Origin of the sequence: Arthrobacter sp. ERGS1:01, from assembly GCF_001281315.1 — a bacterium.
In the GTDB taxonomy this organism is placed as follows: domain Bacteria; phylum Actinomycetota; class Actinomycetes; order Actinomycetales; family Micrococcaceae; genus Specibacter.
The window spans coordinates 3,995,893-4,015,342 of record NZ_CP012479.1; the positions used below are offsets into that span (position 1 = coordinate 3,995,893).

Annotated in this window: 19 protein-coding genes and 2 tRNA genes; 14 read left to right on the forward strand and 7 right to left on the reverse strand. The window is 62.8% G+C overall.

Annotated features, from left to right (window positions below; all coding sequences use genetic code 11):
- Positions 1 to 11 precede the first annotated feature (11 nt).
- The 6 genes from gyrA to AL755_RS21970 all read left to right on the forward strand — a co-directional run bounded on the left by gyrA (position 12) and on the right by AL755_RS21970 (position 4,638).
- The gene (gene gyrA, locus AL755_RS21950; protein ID WP_082369504.1) at positions 12 to 2,681 is read left to right on the forward strand and encodes a DNA gyrase subunit A; all 2,670 of its coding nucleotides are present in this window, start codon (positions 12 to 14) and stop codon (positions 2,679 to 2,681) included.
- Positions 2,678 to 3,202, forward strand: coding sequence for a DUF3566 domain-containing protein (locus tag AL755_RS21955; RefSeq protein ID WP_054012831.1), 525 nt, complete (start codon positions 2,678 to 2,680; stop codon positions 3,200 to 3,202). The genes gyrA and AL755_RS21955 overlap by 4 nt, the downstream gene beginning before the upstream one ends.
- A 123-nt stretch (positions 3,203 to 3,325) precedes the next feature.
- Positions 3,326 to 3,399 (forward strand) — tRNA-Ile (locus tag AL755_RS21960).
- Positions 3,400 to 3,435: 36 nt separating this feature from the next.
- Positions 3,436 to 3,555 carry a DLW-39 family protein gene (locus tag AL755_RS24225; protein ID WP_237762582.1) on the forward strand — a complete coding sequence of 40 codons (120 nt, stop codon included), beginning with the start codon at positions 3,436 to 3,438 and terminating at the stop codon, positions 3,553 to 3,555.
- Between the two features lie 26 nt (positions 3,556 to 3,581).
- A tRNA-Ala gene (locus AL755_RS21965) sits at positions 3,582 to 3,654 on the forward strand.
- A 102-nt stretch (positions 3,655 to 3,756) separates the two neighbouring features.
- On the forward strand, positions 3,757 to 4,638 hold the full coding sequence (locus tag AL755_RS21970) for a DMT family transporter (RefSeq protein WP_054012832.1): 882 nt from the start codon (positions 3,757 to 3,759) through the stop codon (positions 4,636 to 4,638).
- A gap of 74 nt (positions 4,639 to 4,712) precedes the next feature.
- Here AL755_RS21970 and AL755_RS21975 read toward each other — a convergent pair whose 3' ends face one another.
- Positions 4,713 to 5,672, reverse strand: a complete 960-nt coding sequence (locus tag AL755_RS21975; RefSeq protein WP_150117211.1) for a hypothetical protein — start codon at positions 5,670 to 5,672, stop codon at positions 4,713 to 4,715.
- A gap of 140 nt (positions 5,673 to 5,812) precedes the next feature.
- Between AL755_RS21975 and AL755_RS21980 the strand changes: the two genes are divergently transcribed.
- The gene (locus AL755_RS21980; protein ID WP_054012834.1) at positions 5,813 to 6,355 is read left to right on the forward strand and encodes a peptidylprolyl isomerase; all 543 of its coding nucleotides are present in this window, start codon (positions 5,813 to 5,815) and stop codon (positions 6,353 to 6,355) included.
- 97 nt (positions 6,356 to 6,452) lie between these two features.
- The gene (locus tag AL755_RS21985; protein ID WP_054012835.1) at positions 6,453 to 7,316 is read left to right on the forward strand and encodes a rhomboid family intramembrane serine protease; all 864 of its coding nucleotides are present in this window, start codon (positions 6,453 to 6,455) and stop codon (positions 7,314 to 7,316) included.
- Here AL755_RS21985 and AL755_RS21990 read toward each other — a convergent pair.
- The 4 genes from AL755_RS21990 to AL755_RS23795 all read right to left on the reverse strand — a co-directional run bounded on the left by AL755_RS21990 (position 7,313) and on the right by AL755_RS23795 (position 9,830).
- A complete protein-coding gene (locus tag AL755_RS21990; RefSeq protein WP_054012836.1) occupies positions 7,313 to 7,864 on the reverse strand; it encodes a flavin reductase family protein in 552 nt (183 codons plus the stop codon). The two genes, AL755_RS21985 and AL755_RS21990, sit on opposite strands and share 4 nt — an antisense overlap.
- Before the next feature lie 503 nt (positions 7,865 to 8,367).
- Positions 8,368 to 8,835: an anthrone oxygenase family protein gene (locus AL755_RS21995; protein ID WP_054012837.1), complete on the reverse strand. Its 468-nt coding sequence runs from the start codon at positions 8,833 to 8,835 to the stop codon at positions 8,368 to 8,370.
- Positions 8,836 to 9,429, reverse strand: coding sequence for a TetR/AcrR family transcriptional regulator (locus tag AL755_RS22735; protein WP_054012838.1), 594 nt, complete (start codon positions 9,427 to 9,429; stop codon positions 8,836 to 8,838). It lies immediately after the preceding gene.
- On the reverse strand, positions 9,426 to 9,830 hold the full coding sequence (locus tag AL755_RS23795; RefSeq protein ID WP_054012839.1) for a hypothetical protein: 405 nt from the start codon (positions 9,828 to 9,830) through the stop codon (positions 9,426 to 9,428). The genes AL755_RS22735 and AL755_RS23795 overlap by 4 nt, the downstream gene beginning before the upstream one ends.
- Before the next feature lie 344 nt (positions 9,831 to 10,174).
- On the opposite strand from AL755_RS23795, the gene AL755_RS22010 reads away from it, so the two are divergent.
- The 3 genes from AL755_RS22010 to AL755_RS22020 all read left to right on the forward strand — a co-directional run bounded on the left by AL755_RS22010 (position 10,175) and on the right by AL755_RS22020 (position 15,378).
- Entirely contained in the window at positions 10,175 to 11,788 is a 1,614-nt protein-coding gene (locus AL755_RS22010) for an FMN-binding glutamate synthase family protein (protein ID WP_054012840.1), read from the forward strand.
- Positions 11,789 to 11,963: 175 nt separating this feature from the next.
- Complete coding sequence (locus AL755_RS22015) at positions 11,964 to 14,615, forward strand: LuxR C-terminal-related transcriptional regulator (protein ID WP_054012841.1); 2,652 nt, start codon at positions 11,964 to 11,966, stop codon at positions 14,613 to 14,615.
- A gap of 409 nt (positions 14,616 to 15,024) precedes the next feature.
- Positions 15,025 to 15,378: a hypothetical protein gene (locus tag AL755_RS22020; RefSeq protein ID WP_150117212.1), complete on the forward strand. Its 354-nt coding sequence runs from the start codon at positions 15,025 to 15,027 to the stop codon at positions 15,376 to 15,378.
- Between the two features lie 4 nt (positions 15,379 to 15,382).
- Here the strand turns inward: AL755_RS22020 and AL755_RS22025 are convergent, their stop codons facing one another.
- Positions 15,383 to 15,637 carry a cell division protein CrgA gene (locus tag AL755_RS22025; protein WP_054012843.1) on the reverse strand — a complete coding sequence of 85 codons (255 nt, stop codon included), beginning with the start codon at positions 15,635 to 15,637 and terminating at the stop codon, positions 15,383 to 15,385.
- A gap of 241 nt (positions 15,638 to 15,878) precedes the next feature.
- Here AL755_RS22025 and AL755_RS22030 point away from each other — a divergent pair, with 241 nt between their 5' ends.
- The 3 genes from AL755_RS22030 to AL755_RS22035 are packed head-to-tail and all read left to right on the forward strand — an operon-like array spanning position 15,879 to position 17,487.
- The gene (locus AL755_RS22030) at positions 15,879 to 16,679 is read left to right on the forward strand and encodes a class E sortase (protein ID WP_445290520.1); all 801 of its coding nucleotides are present in this window, start codon (positions 15,879 to 15,881) and stop codon (positions 16,677 to 16,679) included.
- A 2-nt stretch (positions 16,680 to 16,681) separates the two neighbouring features.
- A complete protein-coding gene (locus AL755_RS23665; protein WP_192841647.1) occupies positions 16,682 to 16,852 on the forward strand; it encodes a hypothetical protein in 171 nt (56 codons plus the stop codon).
- Entirely contained in the window at positions 16,849 to 17,487 is a 639-nt protein-coding gene (locus AL755_RS22035) for an anthranilate synthase component II (protein WP_054012844.1), read from the forward strand. Before AL755_RS23665 ends, AL755_RS22035 begins: the two co-directional genes overlap by 4 nt.
- Here the strand turns inward: AL755_RS22035 and pknB are convergent.
- A complete protein-coding gene (pknB, locus tag AL755_RS22040) occupies positions 17,484 to 19,412 on the reverse strand; it encodes a Stk1 family PASTA domain-containing Ser/Thr kinase (RefSeq protein WP_054012845.1) in 1,929 nt (642 codons plus the stop codon). The genes AL755_RS22035 and pknB overlap by 4 nt on opposite strands.
- Positions 19,413 to 19,450: the final 38 nt, after the last annotated feature.

The window sequence follows — 19,450 nt, forward strand, 5'->3', positions numbered from 1 at the left end:
TATAAAAGACTATGAGTGACGAAACACCCGAGAATCCGGGCAATGAGATGGAGCCCGCGGACGCCGCGATCGAAGGCGCCGTGCTCCACGACCGCGTGGAGCAGATCGACCTGCAGGAAGAAATGCAGCGTTCGTACCTCGACTACGCCATGGCAGTCATCGTTGGCCGCGCGCTGCCGGATGTCCGCGACGGGCTCAAGCCCGTGCACCGCCGCGTGCTGTACGCGATGTTCGACGGCGGCTACCGCCCCGAGCGCTCCTTCAACAAGTGCGCCCGCGTGGTGGGTGAGGTCATGGGCCAGTACCACCCGCACGGTGACTCGGCCATCTACGATGCCCTGGTCCGCCTGATCCAGGACTGGACCATGCGCTACCCGCTGGCGCTGGGACAGGGTAATTTCGGTTCCCCCGGCAACGACGGCGCGGCCGCCCCCCGTTACACGGAAACCAAAATGGCCCCGCTGGCCATGGAAATGGTCCGGGACATCGACGAGGAAACCGTCGACTTCCAGGACAACTACGACGGCAAGAACCAGGAACCAACCATCTTGCCGGCCCGTTTCCCGAACCTTTTGGTCAACGGCTCCTCGGGTATCGCCGTGGGTATGGCCACCAACATTCCGCCGCACAACCTCCGCGAGGTCGCGGAGGGTGTGCAGTGGTACCTGGCCAACCCCAATGTCAGCCGCGAAGAGCTGCTTGAGGCGCTGATCGAGCGCATCAAGGGACCCGACTTCCCCACCGGGGCGCAGATCCTGGGCCGCAAGGGCATCGAAGACGCCTACCGCACGGGTCGCGGCTCCATCACCATGCGCGCCGTGGTCAATGTGGAGGAAATCCAGGGACGCACCTGCCTGGTGGTCACCGAGCTGCCCTACCAGGCCAACCCGGACAACCTGGCCATCAAGATCGCCGAACTCGTCAAGGACGGCAAGATCGCCGGCATCGCCGACCTCCGCGATGAGACCTCCGGACGCACCGGCCAGCGCCTCGTCGTCGTGCTCAAGCGCGACGCCGTCGCCAAGGTGGTGCTGAACAACCTCTACAAGCACACGCAGCTGCAGGACAACTTCAGCGCCAACATGCTGGCGATCGTCGACGGCGTGCCCCGCACGCTGCCGCTGGACGCGTTCATTCGGCACTGGGTCACCCACCAGATGGACGTCATCGTCCGCCGCACCCGGTTCCGGCTGCGCAAGGCCGAGGAGGAGCAGCACATCCAGCGCGCCCTCCTGAAGGCCCTGGGTGCCCTGGACGAGGTCATTGCGCTGATCCGCCGCTCCTCCACCACGGAGGAGGCCCGTGACGGCCTGATGGCCCTGCTTGAGATCGACGAGATCCAGGCGAAGGCCATTCTCGACATGCAGCTGCGACGCCTGGCAGCCCTGGAACACCAGAAGATCCAGGACCGCAGCGACGTGCTCGAAACCATGATCGTGGAATTCAACCGGATCCTTGCCGATCCCGAGGTCCAGCGCGGCATCGTCAGCGAGGAACTGGCCGAGATCACGGCCAAGTACGGCGATGACCGGCGCACCGAAATCATGATGGGCTACGACCCCAACATGAGCATGGAAGACCTGATTCCCGAAGAGGAAATGGTCGTCACGATCACCCGCGGCGGCTACGTCAAGCGGACCCGCAGCGACAACTACCGTTCACAGCACCGCGGCGGCAAGGGCATCAAGGGCGCCCAGCTGCGCGGGGACGACGTCGTCGAGCATTTCTTTGTCACCACCACCCACCACTGGTTGCTGTTCTTCACCAACCTGGGCCGCGTCTACCGCGCCAAGGCCTACGAGCTGGCGGAAGCCGGCCGTGACGCCAAGGGCCAGCACGTGGCGAACCTGATGGCCTTCCAGCCCGATGAGAAGATTGCCCAGGTCATGGACCTGCGCGACTACCAGCAGTCCCCGTACCTGGTGCTGGCCACCAAGAGCGGGCTCGTCAAGAAGACCCGGTTGGAGGACTACGACACCAACCGTTCGGCCGGTGTCATCGCCATCAACCTGCGCGACGACGACGAGCTCGTCTCCGCGCAGCTGGTCTCCGAAACCGACGACCTGCTGCTGGTCTCCCGCAAGGGTCAGTCCATCCGGTTCACGGCGTCCAACGAGGCCCTGCGCCCCATGGGCCGGGCCACCTCGGGCGTGACCGGAATGAAGTTCCGCGATACGGATGAGCTGCTGGCCGCCGATGTGGTCACCGACGATTCCTTCGTATTCGTTGTGACGGAGGGCGGCTACGCCAAGCGCACCGCCGTCGACGAATACCGTCTGCAGGGACGAGGCGGCCTCGGCATCAAGGTGGCCAAGCTCGTCGAGGACCGTGGCGACCTGGTGGGCGCCCTGATCGTGAAGGAAGACGACGAGGTACTCGTGGTCATGAGCGGCGGCAAGGTGGTCCGCTCCAACGTCTCGGAGGTGCCGGCCAAGGGTCGCGACACCATGGGCGTCATCTTCGCCAAGCCGGATAAGAACGACCGCATCATCGAAGTGGCGCGCAACAGCGAACGCGGGCTCGAACAAGACGATGACGCGGAAAATCCCGAGGACGCCGAAGGCGCCACGGAGACTGCCATTGACGGTGACGGCAGCGCTGAGACTGCTCTCGGAGCAAACAATCAGATAGATGAAGTACCGTTAAACGACGATGACGCTACAAATGGAGGCACCGATTGAGCACGAATAACCCGAATCCGCGGCCCGGTACCGCCCCCAGGGTAAGTGCACCCGCCCGCCCGCCGCAGCGGCCGGGAACGTCGTCGGCGCCAACAGCCGTGAAGCGCCCGGCCCCGGCCCGCCCGCCGCTGGTCAAGCCCGCTCCCAAGGCCAAGGCGCGCCGCGCCCGCCTCCTGGTGAGCAAGGTTGAGCCGTGGTCCGTACTGAAGATGGCGTTCCTGCTGTCCGTGGCACTGGGCATCATCACCGTGGTGGCCTCGATCGTGCTGTGGAGCGTCCTGGACGTGATCGGCCTGTTCGACAAGGTCAACGCGCTCATGACGGATATCCAGGGCTCCGAGGGCGGTGCCGCGTTCGACCTGATGAAGTACGCCTCGCTGGGCCAGGTGGCGTCCTACGCGACCATCATCGCCGTCGTCAACGTGGTGCTGCTGACCGCGCTGTCCATGCTCTCGGCAGTGCTGTACAACATCTCCGCCACCCTGGTGGGTGGCATTGGCGTGACCCTTACCGACGACTAAGACCGTCCGGAAAGGCCCAAAATTCCGCGAATTGGCGGGTTCAACAACTGATTGGACCCGCCGATTTGTGAGTTTGGGAAAGTGTGGGGTAAAGTTTTATCTCGGCCCGATGAGGGCCGATGAGGGCGCATAGCTCAGGCGGTTAGAGCGCTTCGCTGATAACGAAGAGGTCCCAGGTTCAAGTCCTGGTGCGCCCACGGAACCTGCCGGTTCTTAGGGATGGAAGGTGTGGAGTGAAGAAGTTGCTGATCTTGGTCGCAGCTCTTGGCGCCGCGGTCTTGCTGAACAAGAAGTGGCAAGAATCCAAAGTTGCGAAGGCAACCTGGAGCAAGGCGACGGATTCCGTCAAATAGCTCCGGAAATACTGAACCACCCTCACGGGGGCATGGCGCAATTGGTAGCGCACCTGCTTTGCAAGCAGGGGGTTCGGGGTTCGAGTCCCCGTGCCTCCACCGTGAGAATCACCCCGGTCTTCTGGACCGGGGTGATTTTGTTTTAAGTGAACTTCCCCGCAAAGTTCTTGCCCGGCCTTCGGCATCACCTACTGTTGAACGGTGATCTTGCTCCTGGCCGTAGTCGGCATTCTCGGTGTTTCGGCGTCCGGGCCGATCATGGCCGCCACCGCCGCTCCAGCCCTCACCATCGCCTTCTGGCGCAATGCGCTCGGCGCACTGACCATGGGCACCCCCGTGCTGTTGGGCAACCGGGACGGGCTGAAGAACCTGACACGCGCCGAGCTTAAATACTCGGCCATTGCGGCCACGGCCCTGGCCCTGCACTTTGCCTGCTTCGTGACCAGCGTGAAACTGACCAGTGTTGCTGCCGCGACGGCCCTGGTATGCCTTCAGGCGGCCTGGATAGCCCTGTTCCAGTGGATTAGGGGCCGAAAGCCCCCACGCCCCATCGTGCTGGGCCTGGGGATCGCCCTGGGCGGCGTGGTGGTCATTACCGGCTTCGACGTGGGGGTCTCCCCCCAGGCGCTGCTGGGCGATGTCCTGGCCCTGGCCGGAGGCGCCCTGGCCGCCATCTACACGATGGCCGGCGCGCGGGCCCGCAAGAGCATGTCCACCACCTTGTACACAAGTATTTGCTACAGCATCGCCTCGCTGATCCTGCTGGCCATGTGCCTGGTCTTCGGCCAGCCCCTCATCAATCTCCCCGCCGAGGCGTGGTGGGGCATCCTTGGCGTGACGATTGCCGCGCAAATCCTGGGCCACACCATCTTCAACCACCTGCTCGCCACCATTTCGCCATTGGTTGTCTCCATGATGATCCTGTTGGAGATTCCCGGAGCCGCCGTCCTGGCCGCCGTCTTCCTCGGTGAGGAGCTGCCGTCCGGAACCTATGCCGGTCTTGGCCTGATCATCGCCGGCCTCGCCGTGGTGGTCCTGTACCAGGGCCGCAGCGGCCTGAAATCGGCCAAAGAGTCCACATAACAAGGCAGGCCCCGGATCCAGTGATCCGGGGCCTGCCTTGTTACGGGGCCTGTGGGCCCGCAACTGTTAGTTGACTACTTGTTGGGAGCCTTCGGCTTGGGTGTCGCGTCCTTGACCGCGTCCTTGGCATCCTCCACCACGTCGGCGGCCTTCTCCTGCAGGTGCTTGGCAGTTTCCTTGACGGTGTCCGCGGCAGCCTTTGCCGTGTCCTCGACCTTGTCCTTGACGGTTTCGACGGCGTCCTTGGCGGCGTCCTTCGCCTCTTCGACAGTGGCCGGAACCTTGGCCTCCGCGGGCGGGGCGGACACTACCGGTGCCGGGTGAACCGGTGCCGGAGTCTTCCAGGGATCCTGTACGGGTTTGGAAGCCTTCCACACCGCGACGCCGGCCGCCGAGGCTGCGATGACCAGGCCCACCACAACCCAACCCTTGTGGCCCTTCTTCTGGCTGCGCTTGAGATCTGTGGCTGCCTTCTTGGCGGCTTCCGCCGCGTCCTTTTGGGCCTTGGCAAGCGCCTTCTTGCTCACCTGCAGCTTTCCCTTTACCGAGGCTGCCACGGCGTCGGCGCGGTCCGCGGCCTGGGAAGTGTCCAGGGCTGAGCCAACCGCCTGTGCGGCGTCGCCCAACTTCTCCGAGAACATCGGAATGTACTCGCCCACCACCTTGTCCTTGGCGGAGTGGATGGCGGGGGTGGCCCGGTCAAGGGCCTGGTGCATGCGTGGCGCGGCCTCGTCGACGGCGTCGGAAATTCTCGGAGCCAGCTTCTCCAACCCTTCCTGGATCCTTGGGGTGACGGCTGCGACGCCGTCGGCCGTGTACTGGGCGGCCTTGCGCAGGCCGTCCTGGACCTTCGGCGAGGCGGTCTCGAAACCCTTTTCCAGGCGCGGTGCGGCCCAGCCCCAGGCGGCTTCAACCCGCGGTGTGGTCCATTCCAGGGCGCTTTCCACACGGGGACCTGCCCAATCGCGGGCGTTGTCCACCCCGGTGTTCAGCGACTCTTCCAGACCATGGGTAAAGCGGTCTACTGTCTTCACGGTTCTCCTCCAGGTGTCTGCGTCTTCTTCTTCAGCCTACGTCCTGTGCCTGTGCGCTTGCCATCATTTGGCAGTTCGCCCCGCGCGGAATGTGTGGACTTGTCAGGAAAATTGCCAGTCGGGCGTGGCAGAATGGCGCCATGACTGCTATCCCAACCGCAAAAGCAACTATCAGCACCAGCCTGGGCGACATCGTCGTTAACCTTTTCGGTAACCACGCTCCCAAGACTGTCAACAACTTCGTGGGCCTGGCCACCGGTGCCATCGAATGGACCCACCCGGCAACCGGCGAGAAGACCACCGCCCCGCTGTACAACGGCACCATCTTCCACCGCATCATCAAGGACTTCATGATCCAGGGTGGCGATCCCCTGGGCCGCGGCGTTGGCGGTCCCGGTTTCCAGTTCGACGACGAGATCCACCCGGAACTGAACTTCAACGACCCCTACAAGTTCGCCATGGCCAACGCCGGCATCCAGGGCGGTCGCGGCACCAACGGTTCACAGTTCTTCATCACCACGGTGAACACGAGCTGGCTCCAGGGCAAGCACACCATCTTCGGTGAAGTGACCGACGCCGACTCCAAGGCCGTCGTCGACGCCATCGAGGCTGTCGCCACGGGTCCCGGCGACAAGCCGCGTGAAGACGTCGTCATCAACTCCGTCACGGTGGAGCAGCTCTAAGCAAAGTTTGTGGCGGGCCCGGCCCCTGGGAGCACCCGGGGCCGGGCCCGTTGTTTTACCCGCTGCCGTTGACGCAACTTTTCTAGGAATCCACGCCATGAGTTCTGCCTATCCAAGCGCCGGCGCCCCCGTGGGCGCCCCGGTTTGCCCCCGCCACCCTGACAGGGTCTCCTATGTGAGCTGCCAGCGGTGTGGCCGGCCAACCTGCCCGGAATGCCAGCGCAGCGCCGCCGTTGGCATCCAGTGCGTGGATTGCGTCAAGGAATCAGCCCGGGCCATGCCGACCAGGAGGACCATTTTTGGCGGGGCCGTGACCACGGGCCGGCCGGTGGTCACCATCACCATGATGGCCATCTGCGTGGTGCTCTTTGCCCTGGACTGGATCATCCCCAACGGCTTTATCTTCAACAACCTTGCCTACGCGCCGTTCTTCACGGAGTCCGAGCCGTGGCGGATGCTGACGTCGGCGTTCCTGCACTCCACCGACATCCTGCACATCGCCTTTAACATGTACGCCTTGTGGATTTTGGGCAACGCCCTGGAACCGGCATTTGGCCGCCTGAGATTCCTCTCCGTTTACCTCATCAGCGCCCTCGGCGGATCCGTGGGGGTGCTGCTGCTCTCCCCCATCGACACCGCCGTCGTGGGTGCCTCAGGCGCCGTCTTCGGCCTCTTCGGGGCACTGTTCGTGGTTCAAAAGAAGCGGGGCGGCGATCTTCGCCAGATCGTTGTCCTGTTGCTCATCAACGCCGCACTCGGCTTCATCATCCCCAACATCTCCTGGCAGGCCCACCTGGGCGGCCTGATCACCGGCGCCCTGTGCACGGCAGCCATTGCCTATGCCCCGGCCATCAAGAACCGCAACCTGGTCCAGTGGGGTGGCATGGCCGCCGTCGTGGTCATCCTGGCGGCACTGACCGTCTACAAGGTCTCCACTTTCCCGCCGTTCATCATCGGCTAGGGCTTGATCTTCCGGTAGTCACCGGCATAGTGGAGCAACGGGCCCAGGCCCGGATGCCACGGAACCCCACTGCCCATGCCCACCACATTTCCCACCACCAGCAAATGCGTGGCCGCCTCATGAACGGCCGTTGTGGCGACCTCAAAATACGCCAGCCCGCCCTCAATGACGGCGTTTCCAGTGGCTGGCCCGCGCCTAAAAGGCACCTGGCTCAGGAGCCCCTCAAGGGGCGTGCCCGGACTTGCCAGCCAATTGGCCTCCCGCTGTTGATCCGCCGTCAGCAACGTCAACGCCCACTGTCCGGACGACGCCACGGCCTGCGCGATCCGTGAACCCTCATAGAGGCTCACCAGGAGTGTCGGAGGGTCGTAGGACACTGAGAGGTACGCGGAGACCGTGGCCGCGTAATCACGCCCGCGCCACACCGTGCTGACGATGCCCACACCGGCGGCCTGTTCGGCGCTCAGCCGGCGGTATTCATCGATGTCACTTTGGCTCGGTGCCTGTGGGGAAATACGAACTGAGTCGAGTGGATCGGAGATTTCCATGCGTTCATCGTCCCACGCATCCACAGTTGTCCACAGGACTATCCACACATGGGCATAACTTACAGACATGTAGTTCTAGTAGTTGAAACTTCGTCGTACACATCCTTTTCCACAAGGATGTACACATTGTTAATAAGTTACACACATGTAATTCCACAGCTGTGGATTACTTTCGGAGGGCACTTCCGCGTCTTTTAAGCGAAAGTGGGGCAAAAGTTATCCACTTCTGTGGATAACGTTGTGAACAACTCGCTATGGCCCCACCTTCGAAGACCGCCTGTGGATAGTTCGAACAAGTTGTCAACGGCAGTGGATAAGTTTCAGTTCTTCCCCCACGAGATCCACACCATGTGGATAAGGCTGGGGATAGTCTGTGCACAGCGGTCGCGCGACGCCGGTTTTGGAGGGCCCGGAGCAACGTGTCACTATTCCGGGTTTCGTGTCATCCGACGCATACCCGTGAGTACTTTGGGACCCTCATCCGATCAGGTTGGTGGGACAGACTATGGCAGCGCGCCAACCACCGCGGCGAGCTGAAGGAGCATTGCGGCCAGGACCATTGCCGTGCGGATGTAGTGCAAGCGGTGCCACTGGCGGCGAATGTCCGCCCAGTTCGACGGCGGCGCACCTGCCTCCCAGTTGTGCACAGTCCTATTGATCGGGACAACACGCGCAATGGTGAGCACGGTAGCGGCTGCAATCAGCGCAATCGCGAGAATTGAGAGTGCGAATTGGGCCGGCTGCGTAGCGAACGAGATCGCAAGGAGCGTTCCGGTGCCGATCGCAGCGAACACCAGGATGCGGTATCTGATTGTCCCGAGCGCCGTGTTCGCCTGTTCGGACTCGATGTAGGCCGATGCGGAGAGCCGATTTTGTGCGGGGACCAGCACAAGTGCGCCGTCGACGTACGCTCCGGCGAGGATGCCCATCGTCGCGAGGGCCAGAAGCCGGATGATGCCCGGATACAGCATCTATCTTCCTCCCACTGTCAGTTCGACCAAGTGCTCGAGGTAGCGGTCCGTGTCTACCGGTCTGACGGAGTCCATGCCGAGTACGCGCTGCAGCAAGATGAATGACATCAGGCTTCCGAAGAACGATCTCGCGCTGAGGTAGCCCTCGTCCGCGTTTTTGGCGACCCCACGCTGTGCCAGCTGCTCGCCGAGCGCAGACGCTGCACGGTCGATGAAGCCGGCAAAGCGGGCATCCTGAACCTCTGCGTGGTTGCCGACGAGGATCAGGATGAGGTCGAGGTTGGCGGTGATCCGCTCCAGGAATCCACGGCCGAGGCGCAGGAGGAGCTGCTCTGTTGGAAGTGCGGCCATTCGTTCGAGCGGAGGCAACGAACTGAACGTCTCGATTGCCTGGGTGACCACGAAGTCAAGCAAGTCCCGCTTGTTGGCAAAATGCCGATACAGCAACGCGTCGCTGACACCAGCGGCTCGGGCAAGTTCGCGCGTGGTCGTCGCATGGTAGCCATTCGTCGCAAACAGGGAACGCGCTGCACCTGAAATCTCCGCCCTCCGGTCATCGGCACTTAACCGGCGCCTGGGGCTGGGCTCAGTCACGCTGCCCTCCTGCGAATCATCTTCAGGAACCACAGCCCGCTTCCCATGTTCAGCAGCCCTAAGGGGATCCAGTACAAACCATTTTGTGCTCCGATGGGGGACGCAGGATCGAAGATGAGCAGTCCGATGATGAAGAGTGTTGTGACTTTGACACAAATCGACAGAATCAGGAATCCGATTGGACCGTGGCCCGATTGGGCAAGGACCATCACTGCCACGGACCATCCTGCGACAACGAGTACAAGAATCGGCACGGGCAGCGCGGCGAACGATGTTGCCAGCGTGGCGATTCCAGCCACCAGCAAGACCGCTGCCGTCCATCGCCGCGCCGGCACCCACAGCGGCACCGCCTGGCTGGCAGGGGAACGAGGATTCTGGTTTTTCGTCGAAACGGTATCCATAGATCAATAGTAAGCGTTCGCCCACTTACTAGTAAAGGCTTTGGTCAATCCACCTCATTGATCTTGAACTTTCCGGCGTTCTCGGCAGCGACGGTTTTGCATGTGTGGAGTTGCTCGCCTTGGCACCACATAACTCCGGTCAACGCGGAGCGCCCATGCTGACATGGCGTGTTCCCGCCCCTAGATCGGAGCTGGTGGAAAAGGGGAACGGTAGTGGGCGTATTCCATGAGAACCGGCCAGTCGCCAAAATACGGTGATCGCCGGTTTGCCCAACACGCTGCCGGTTGGCAATTCCGCCCAAACATCCACGGATGCGGGGCACTCGATCATCTAGGCTGGGTCCATGCTCAGGGTTTCAGTGGTGTCCTTGATGTTCCTTCTGACCGTCGCTTCGGTGCTGTTGCTGGTCTTCTTCGGGCCGGGCTGGTGGGTCGCCGTGGTGGTTTTTGCGGGGCTCCTGGTCCTTGCCCTGGTCGATGTGACACAGAAACGGCACTCAATCCTGCGCAACTACCCGGTGCTGGGCCACTTGCGGTTCGCACTCGAATACATCCGCCCGGAACTGCAGCAGTACTTCATCGAGCGCAACTATGACGGCCGCCCCTTTGACAGGGACACGCGTTCACTCATCTATGAGCGCGCCAAGGGCACCAACCAGGAACAGGCCTTCGGGACCGAGCGGGACGTCAACGAGGTGGGGTACGAGTACCTGATGCATTCGACGGCGCCACTGGAACCGCCCGCCGAACCACCCAGGGTGCGGATCGGCGGGCCGGACTGCACCCAGCCCTACGACATGTCGCTGCTGAACGTGTCGGCCATGAGCTTTGGCGCCCTGTCCGCCAACGCCATCCTGGCCCTTAACAAGGGTGCGTCAATGGGCGGATTTGCCCACGATACCGGGGAGGGTGGGCTGACCGAATACCATCTCCGCAACGGTGGAGACCTGGTGTGGGAGATCGGTAGCGGCTATTTCGGCGCACGCACCAAGGACGGCCGCTTTGACCCGCAAATGTTCGCCGACAAGGCAGCCCACCCGGCAGTGAAGTGCCTTTCCCTCAAGCTCAGCCAGGGTGCCAAACCGGGCATTGGCGGGGTGCTGCCGGCCGCGAAGGTCACCGCCGAGATCGCCGCGGCCCGCAACGTGCCCGAGGGTGTGAAGTGTGTCAGCCCGGCGGCCCACACCGTATTCACCACTCCGCGTGAACTGATCCGTTTCATGGGAACCATGCGCCAACTCGCCCGGGGGAAACCCGTGGGATTCAAATTGTGTGTGGGGTCCCGTGTCGACGTTTTGGCCATCTGCAAGGCCATGCTGGATGAGGGAGTCACGCCCGATTTCATCGTCGTCGACGGTTCCGAGGGCGGCACCGGTGCGGCTCCGATGGAATATGAGGACCACATGGGCACCCCGCTCACGGAGGGGCTGATGTTGGTGCACAACGCACTTGTGGGAACCGGTCTGCGCGAGCGGATTCGGATTGGCGCCGCGGGGAAGGTGGCAACGGGCACCGATATCGTCAAGAGGATTATTCAGGGTGCGGACTACACGAACGCCGCCAGGGCCATGATGATGGCCACGGGCTGCATCCAGGCCCAACGTTGCCACACCAACGAATGCCCCGTGGGCGTGGCCACCCAGGATCCACGCAAGGCACGCGCCCTGGACGTGGAAAATAAAAGCCTTCGCGTGCAACGTTTCCAGCAAGCCACGGTCAGCGAGGCGCTGCGCATGATGGCCTCCATGGGCGCCGAAGGTCCCGGACAGCTCACCCCGTTGATGATGCGGCGCCGGATCGGCCACATGGATACAAAGTCCTATGCGGAGCTCTATCACTGGATGGAACCAGGTGAATTATTGGCCGAGACCCCGGAATCCTGGGCTGCGGATTGGGCCGCTGCGGACCCCGATTCCTTCATGCCCCAGCGCGGATATAACGGAAGAATGCTGAACTGAATGACGAGAAAACGTCATTTGTACTTCGGCGTTCAGTGGAAACATCGACTAACTGCTTCCAAATCCATAGACTGAGGATACTTGTGCAAAGTGTTTGAAATGTGGGGTTTCAAGCAAGGTTCTTTTTCGTCGCGGCTAATTTACTTTGTTGGTCAGACGTATGAAATGGGGGAAGTTGGCACGGCGCGCGAATGTTGGGGACATTGTTGCCCAGCTCAAGGACAAATCGTCCCGGGGCGTTCTTGTCGTGGGTCCACGGGGTGCCGGCAAGACCTGGATGCTCGGACAAGTCCTCGCCGCACTCGGGTCGGGATCGGTAACGATTAGGCTCTCCCCCAGCAAGGCCCTGTCCTCGGTGCCGTTTGGCGCGGTCAACGCAAGGGTGGGCCCCAACCTGGTCCGCAGCAGCGACTACTACGAGGTGCTCAACGGGCTCCTGGGACAGATCCGCGCCGGATTTGAGGCCGCGGAAAGTGTCTTCCTCATGGTGGACAACGGGGACCAAATCGACGAACAAAGTGCCGCCGTCATCATGCAGGTGATCATGTCCACGGACGCCAAGCTGATTCTGGTCGACCAACCGGGCAGCCACCACACCTATTTGCGTGAATTGTGGCGTGACGGCCACCTGGCCCGGTTTGAACTTGAATCCCTCAAAACACAGGACGTACAACTCTTTCTTGAGGGCGTCCTTGACGGCAAAGTGGCCTCCACCGCCGCGAATTACCTTTCGAGCCGCTCAGCGGGAAACCCCCTGGTCCTGAAGGGCCTTGTGGCGGGCGCCATGGAAGAGGGATCCCTGCACCAGGTGGACGGCGTCTGGATGCTTGACCACCCCGGCGACAAACTCGGTTCCGAATCCCGGGACTTCCTGCAAATGGAACTTGACCACCTGAGCCCGGAGTCGCGGCGCATTGTCGATATCCTGGCGCTGGCCGGCCCGTTGCCCCTTGACGTCCTGCTGGATTTGACCGATGCGGAGTCCGTCGATGACATCCAGCAGCGGGACCTGGTGGATATCGACTCCGGCACCACCTTGACCATGAGGCTGGCCCGTCCCGCGACGGCCGGCCCCATCCGCAAGATGATTCCGGTGGGCCGCAGCCGGAAACTGTTGGCCGAGGTTTCCAACGTTTTCCTTCCGGCCGACAACGCCGGGCCGGAGCTGCTCATCAACTTCACCCGGTGGGCCGTGGACTGCGGGGTACCTGTCAGTGACGTGCGCGTCGTTGCCGCCGCCACCTGGGCCAATCAACTGGTGCGGGTCCAGGACGCCCTGCAAATCAGCAGCCTCCAGGTGGGGCCGGAAAGTGTCGCAGCATTGTTGGCGCAGCAGGCAATTGCGTACATGAACTATAAGTCGGGTGATCAGGCCCGGGCTCTTGCCTCCAGGAGCCTTGAGCTGGCTGCGACGGCCGACGTCGGCGCATCGGCCCTGCGTGCCGTGCACGCCGCCAATTTTGCGGACCCGGACTACAAGAAACACTTTGAGGAGGCCCTGGCGACATACGAAGCCAAATTTGGCGCCGTGCACAGGGGGCGGAAGGCAAAGCGGGCCGACATTGAAGTCCAGCTCCTCGAAGCCATGGCAGCTGTCACCTTGGGCGAAACGGCCGATGCCTCCAAACGGATCAATGAGCTGCTCATTCATCCATTGACGGCCAACCGGATCGATCAGACCTTGCTGAAGTCGATGCTGTGCGAGGTGCTCTCGACCACCGGACGCATGGATGCCGCGTCGGCGTTGGCCTTCGAGGTGATCGCCGAACTTGAAGCCCCGGACGGGTTCCCACGCCCCGACATCGCCATCCTGGCCTACGCCCGGGCAGTGTCGGCCTTCATTTATGACGGCAAATGGGACATCGTGCGCCAGGCGCTGGAACCGTCAGTATTTACGAATCCGGATTTGATGCTGTTCTCCGGAGGATTGCGTGACCTTGGTTCGGCCATGATGCACACCCGGCGCGGCCATATCGATGAGGCGATTGCCGTTCTGGGACCCTCCATCGCGGCGTTGACGGATTATGATCCCTGGCTCGTATTGCCCTCGGCGCTGGGCCTGTTGGCCTACGGGCTGGTGATGCGCGGCGATCCCGACGGCGCGCAGCTCCCCCTGGAAAGGTTGCAGTCGACGAATCGGCGCTTCAGCAGGTTCTACCAGGTGGAAGGGTACGCCTACGCGGCGGCGGCCATGGCCATGTCCGGCCACGCCGCCGCGGGCGTGAAGCAATTGCATTCCCTCGCCCAGGAATGCCAGCAACACGGATATCTGGGTACCGAAATGACAGTGCTTTCCTTGTTGGTCCGGGTGGGTGAATTGCAGGTTGTGCCAAGGATGGCGGAGGTCGCCGGGCGCATTGAATCCAGTTCCAAGGCCTACTACACGGAGTGGGCCGAAGCCCTGCTGTCCCAGGACCCCATCATCCTGGACCGCGCCAGCGTCACGGCCATGGATTATGGGTTCGAGCTGGTGGCCGTGGAACTGGCCACCCAGGCACAAAAGCGGTTCGACGACGACGGCAAGGTCCATCGCAGCCGGAAAACCGCCAGCAAGGTTGTGTCCATGCGGGAACAGATCCCCGGACTTATCTCTCCGGTCTTCCAGGCCGTTGACCGGCCCAAGATGACCCGCAGGGAGCATGAAATAGCGTTGCTGGTGGCCAGGGGTGAATCAAACAATGCCATTGCGGAACGGCTCAACGTTTCCCTGCGCACCGTGGAGGGCCACCTGTACCGCACCTTCATCAAACTGGATTTGCAGTCACGGGAGCAACTGGCAGAGTTGATCAACGCGGACCGCTCGGGTGAACGGGTTTTCTCGGCCTAAAAGGGCATGGCCGGTGACAGTACCTGCCCTAGTCAAGTGTCCGCACCAGGAATTAGAGTGGCGCCACTGCCGAATAGAGTGGGGGCCCGCATAAAAGTCGAGTGTCCACCACTCGGGAATCCTGCGCCCAAAGCTCCATATCATGATGGTGCACGCCCCGTGCGTGGCTGCGTACAGCGCAGCAAAGGCTCCCCGGTGCAGCGAGTGTGCCGGGGAACCAGCGGCAGTCCAGTCCCCCAGCTGGGTGCCGCAGTGCAGAAAAGCAAGGACCCCCGCCTTCCCCCGGCGGGGGTCCTTCTGTCTTGGGCCGATCCACTGCGTTTGCTCCAACAGTCTGTGATCGGGCGGTCCGGCAGCCTAGACTGAACGATACGCGGAACAAGAAACGGCTGCCGGACGGCAACCGCCAATGGAACAGTGGAAAGTGGGCCGGACCATGTCAGGGCAGCACGTCAATGAGGAACCACAGGACAACGACGCCGATGCGCCGGAAGACCATGGACGTTACGTCGAGGGCGCCTATGGGAAGGCGGGCGCCGAAGCCGGCCACCACGTCGCCGACGCACACGGACGCTACGTTGAAGGGGATTACGGTGCCACGGGCACGGAGGACGCCAGCACCAGCGAAGCGTCCGGCCGCTTCGTGGAGGCCGACTACGGCACTGCCGGAGATGTGCCCGGGCATGCCGACAAAGACCCCAAGGGCGATTACGTGACCGGGGATTACGGCGATGCCCCGAAGAGCGGTAAGAAAGAGGACTAAGCCTTTAGCTGCGCCAGCGTGTCGTCATCATGAAACCGGACAGGGCAATGGCAAAACCAATGCCAATGTTCCAGTTATTGATGTCCGGAATGGGGAACCGGCCATCGGAAATGTAATACGTGATGATCCACAACAGCCCCACCAGCATCAGGGTGACCATGACGGGCAGGAACCATGCGGCGTTGGGCTTCTGTACCTTCGAAGAGGGCGTTTCGGCCGGGCCCTTGGTGGGGCGGCGACGCGATTTTGACTCGGGCACAGGAGCTCCTTGACATGTCGAACGGCACCAGTTCGTGCCGGGGCTGGGAAGGCTGTCCAAAACCAGTGGTGTTGCAGGGTGAATTCTTCCCCGGTACTGGACTGCCGGTATTGTTGACGTAATTCTAGCTGTAAATGGTGCAGCCGAAGTTTGCATGACCTTACCCGACGCATTCAGGAGGATCCCTCGCGTGGTTCGATCGCCAGAGCATGTCGAATCCGCCGTTGGCGTGGATGAACTAATTTCCGGAAATGGTGCGGCACGCGGCCGCGCGGCCCGGAATCGCCGTCGGGAACGGGCCAAGCGGCCCAAACAGGGCTTCTTCCGCACGCTCATCCAGGTGCTCGGCGAACTCCTCATCACCGCCGGTGTGATCTTGTTGTTGTTCGTAGTGTGGGAATTGTGGTGGACAAACATTGACGCCAACAACGCCCAACAGCACGCGGTGACCCAGTTCGCCCACGATTTCAAGGGCCCCGTGACACCGCCGGCACCCAACGCGCCCACCAACTACGGTCCGCCCAAGGTCATGGCCGCCCCGGAGGTTCCCGGGACAATCTTTGGCGTGGTGTACATTCCCCGTTTCGGCAAAACCTACAGCCGCCCGCTGGTGGAGGGCACGACGTCGGCCCAGCTGGACACCTACGGACTGGGCCGTTACGACAGCTCCACGATGCCCGGCGGCATTGGCAACTTTGCCGTGGCCGGGCACCGGCAGACGCACGGCGCCGTGCTTGACGCGATCCACACCCTGGTGCCGGGCGACAAGATCTACGTCCAGACCCAGGACGGCTACTACACGTATGTGTTCCGCAACAACGAGATCGTGTTGCCCACCCGTGCCGACGTGCTCCTGCCCGTCCCCACGCAAAAGGGTGCCAAGCCCACGGAACGCTTCATGACCATGACCAGCTGCAACCCCCGGTTCGGTTCCGAGGAACGCATCATCGCCTACTCGGTGATGACGTCCTGGCAGCCGGCCAGCGCAGGCCCGCCGGCAGCGATCGCCGCCCAGGTCGCCGCGAACAAGTCGAAAGGCTAGCCATGTACGGATGGATTTTCCGACACCTGCCCGGGCCGCTGTGGTTCCGCATCATCACCTCGGTGCTGTTTGTGGTCGCCGCAGTGCTGGTGCTGATGCAGTATGTGTTCCCCTGGCTCTCACAATTCAACCCGCTGACTGACTCAACGATTGGTGGTAGTCCCCAGCCATGACCACACGCATTCTGGTGATCGATAATTACGACAGCTTCGTCTACACCCTGGTCGGCTATCTGCAGCAGCTTGGCGCCGAAACCACTGTGGTCAGGAACGACGACGTCACCCTGGCCGAAGCGGTGGAGCTCGCCGCAGCACGCGACGGGGTCCTGGTCTCCCCCGGGCCGGGAACGCCCGCCGAGGCCGGTGTCTGCATTGAGCTGATCAAGTGGTGCGGGGAAAACGCCAAGCCCATGTTTGGGGTGTGCCTGGGCCACCAGGCCCTGGCCGAAGCCTACGGGGGTGTCGTCACGCACGCCGAACAGCTCATGCACGGCAAGACCAGTGAGGTCCTCCACCACGGGACCAACGTTTTTGCCGGCCTTCCCAGCCCGGTCACGGCGACCCGCTACCATTCACTGGCCGCCGTTCGATCGACCATCCCGGATTCGCTCGAGATCACCGCCGAAACGGCCGACGGCGTCATCATGGGTCTTGCTCACAAGAGTGCACCCTTGTGCGGGGTCCAGTTCCACCCGGAATCTGTGCTGACCCAGGGCGGCTACCAGATGGTGGGCAACTGGCTTGAATCAGTGGGCCTGGCCGGAGCAGCCGCACACGCGGCCACCCTCAGTCCCCTCATCAACAACTAGTTCGCGGGGCCCGGGTCCGGGGCCGACGTCGGGGCGGTAGCCGCCGGATCCGGCGTCGGTGTTGGGGTGGCTGTGGGCGAGGGAGTCGGTGATTCCGGCTCGGGCGCCTTGGCCAGTGTTACCGTGATGACGCTTCGCTGCGGGACCTCGGTACCGGCCGGCTCGGACTGCCGTATCACCATGCCGGGCGTCACGGCGGCGTTGACGTCCTCCTCGAACTTCACCTGCAGCAGCGGGGATGCCTTCTTCAGCGCGGCCTCCACCGCCTTCCTGACCGCCGTGGGGTCCTTTGCCAGGTCAAAGAGTGACGGCATGAGGACCTGGCCGTTGGAAATCTTCAAGGTGACAGTGGTGCCGACAGGCACGGTTTTCCCCAGCTGCGGATCGGTGGTGACCACAAGATAGGCCTGGATCTGCGGATCGTCGACAAACTGGTTCGGCCCAATATCCAGGTTCAGCGCGGTCAACTCCGCCCTCACCTCGGATTCGGTCTTGCCGGCCAGGTCGGTGGGGATCTTGACCTCCGAGGGACCCTTGGACACCACCACGTCCACCGACGAGTGAATGTCGACCATTGTCCCGGAGTGGGGGTTGGTGCTGATCACTTCACCCACGTCAACCGTGGACGAATAGTCCTCCGTGCTGTGGGGTTCCAGGCTCAAGCCGCTCAAGATGGCCATGGCGTCTTCCACGGGCATCTTCGTCACCGACGGGACCTGAACCTGCGCGATGGCCGGGGGCTTGGCGTTGAGAAGATTGAATCCGATGACGCCGCCGGCGGCCAGGATGATGGCCAGAAGGACAAAAAGCGTGGTGATCCAGGCACGGCGCCGGCGCTTGACCGCACGGCCCGGCTCGTCCGGGACCTCCGGCGTCCCGCCGCCGCGTGAGGTCAGGGTGTTGCTCGCCATGACCCTTGCCATGCCGTGGGTGCCGGGGCCGTCGTCGTTCGTCAGGGGCGCGGCCAGGGGGGCGGTGCGCTCCGGCTCGGCCGGAGGCGAAAAGAGTGCGGGGGCAGCCGGGACCGTGACGCCGGCCCGGGCAAGCGGCGCCAGAGTGACGCCGGTGCGGGCGGCGCGCAGGGCGCGTCGGAAGGATGCGGCGTCCTGGAAGCGGTCCTGGCGGTCCTTGAGCAGGGCCCGCATGAGCACGCTGTCCAGGGCGGGGGAAATTCGTGGATTGAAAACGCTGGGCTCCGGCGGAACCTCACGGACGTGCTGGTAGGCCACGGAAACGGGAGAGTCGCCCGTGAAGGGCGGCCGGCTGGCCAGCATTTCGTAGAGCAGGCAGGCAGCCGAATACAGGTCGCTGCGGGCGTCGACGGTTTCGCCGCGAGCCTGTTCGGGTGAGAGGTACTGTGCCGTTCCCATGACCGTCTGCGTTTGGGTCATGGTGGCGGCCGAATCGGACATGGTCCGGGCAATGCCAAAGTCCATGACCTTGACATCCCCCAACCGGCCGTCCTCGGTCTCGGTGACCATCACGTTGGCCGGCTTGATGTCGCGGTGCACAATGCCGGCGCGGTGGCTGTATTCCAGCGCGGACAAAACGCCCAGGGTGAAGTCGATGGCGCGGTCGATGCTGATGGCGTCCTCACGCACCAGTTCCCGCAGCGTTTTGCCTTTGACGTATTCCATGACGATGTACGGCAGGGCAGAGCCGTCCTGGCGAAGGTCGCCGGTGGCATGTTCGCCCGTGTCATAGACGGCGACAATGGCGGGATGGTTCAGCCCGGCCACGGCCTGGGCCTCGCGCCGGAAACGGGCCTGGAGCTGGGAGTCGCGGGCCACGTCACCACGCAAAAGCTTGATGGCCACCGTGCGGCCAAGGCGAATGTCGCGGGCCATGTAAACATCGGCCATTCCACCGCGGCCCAACAGCTCGCCGATCTCATACCGTCCATTGAGGACGCGCGGAACACTCATCGGTGTTTGATGTCCTTTCGGGTGGTGGGAGGGGAAAG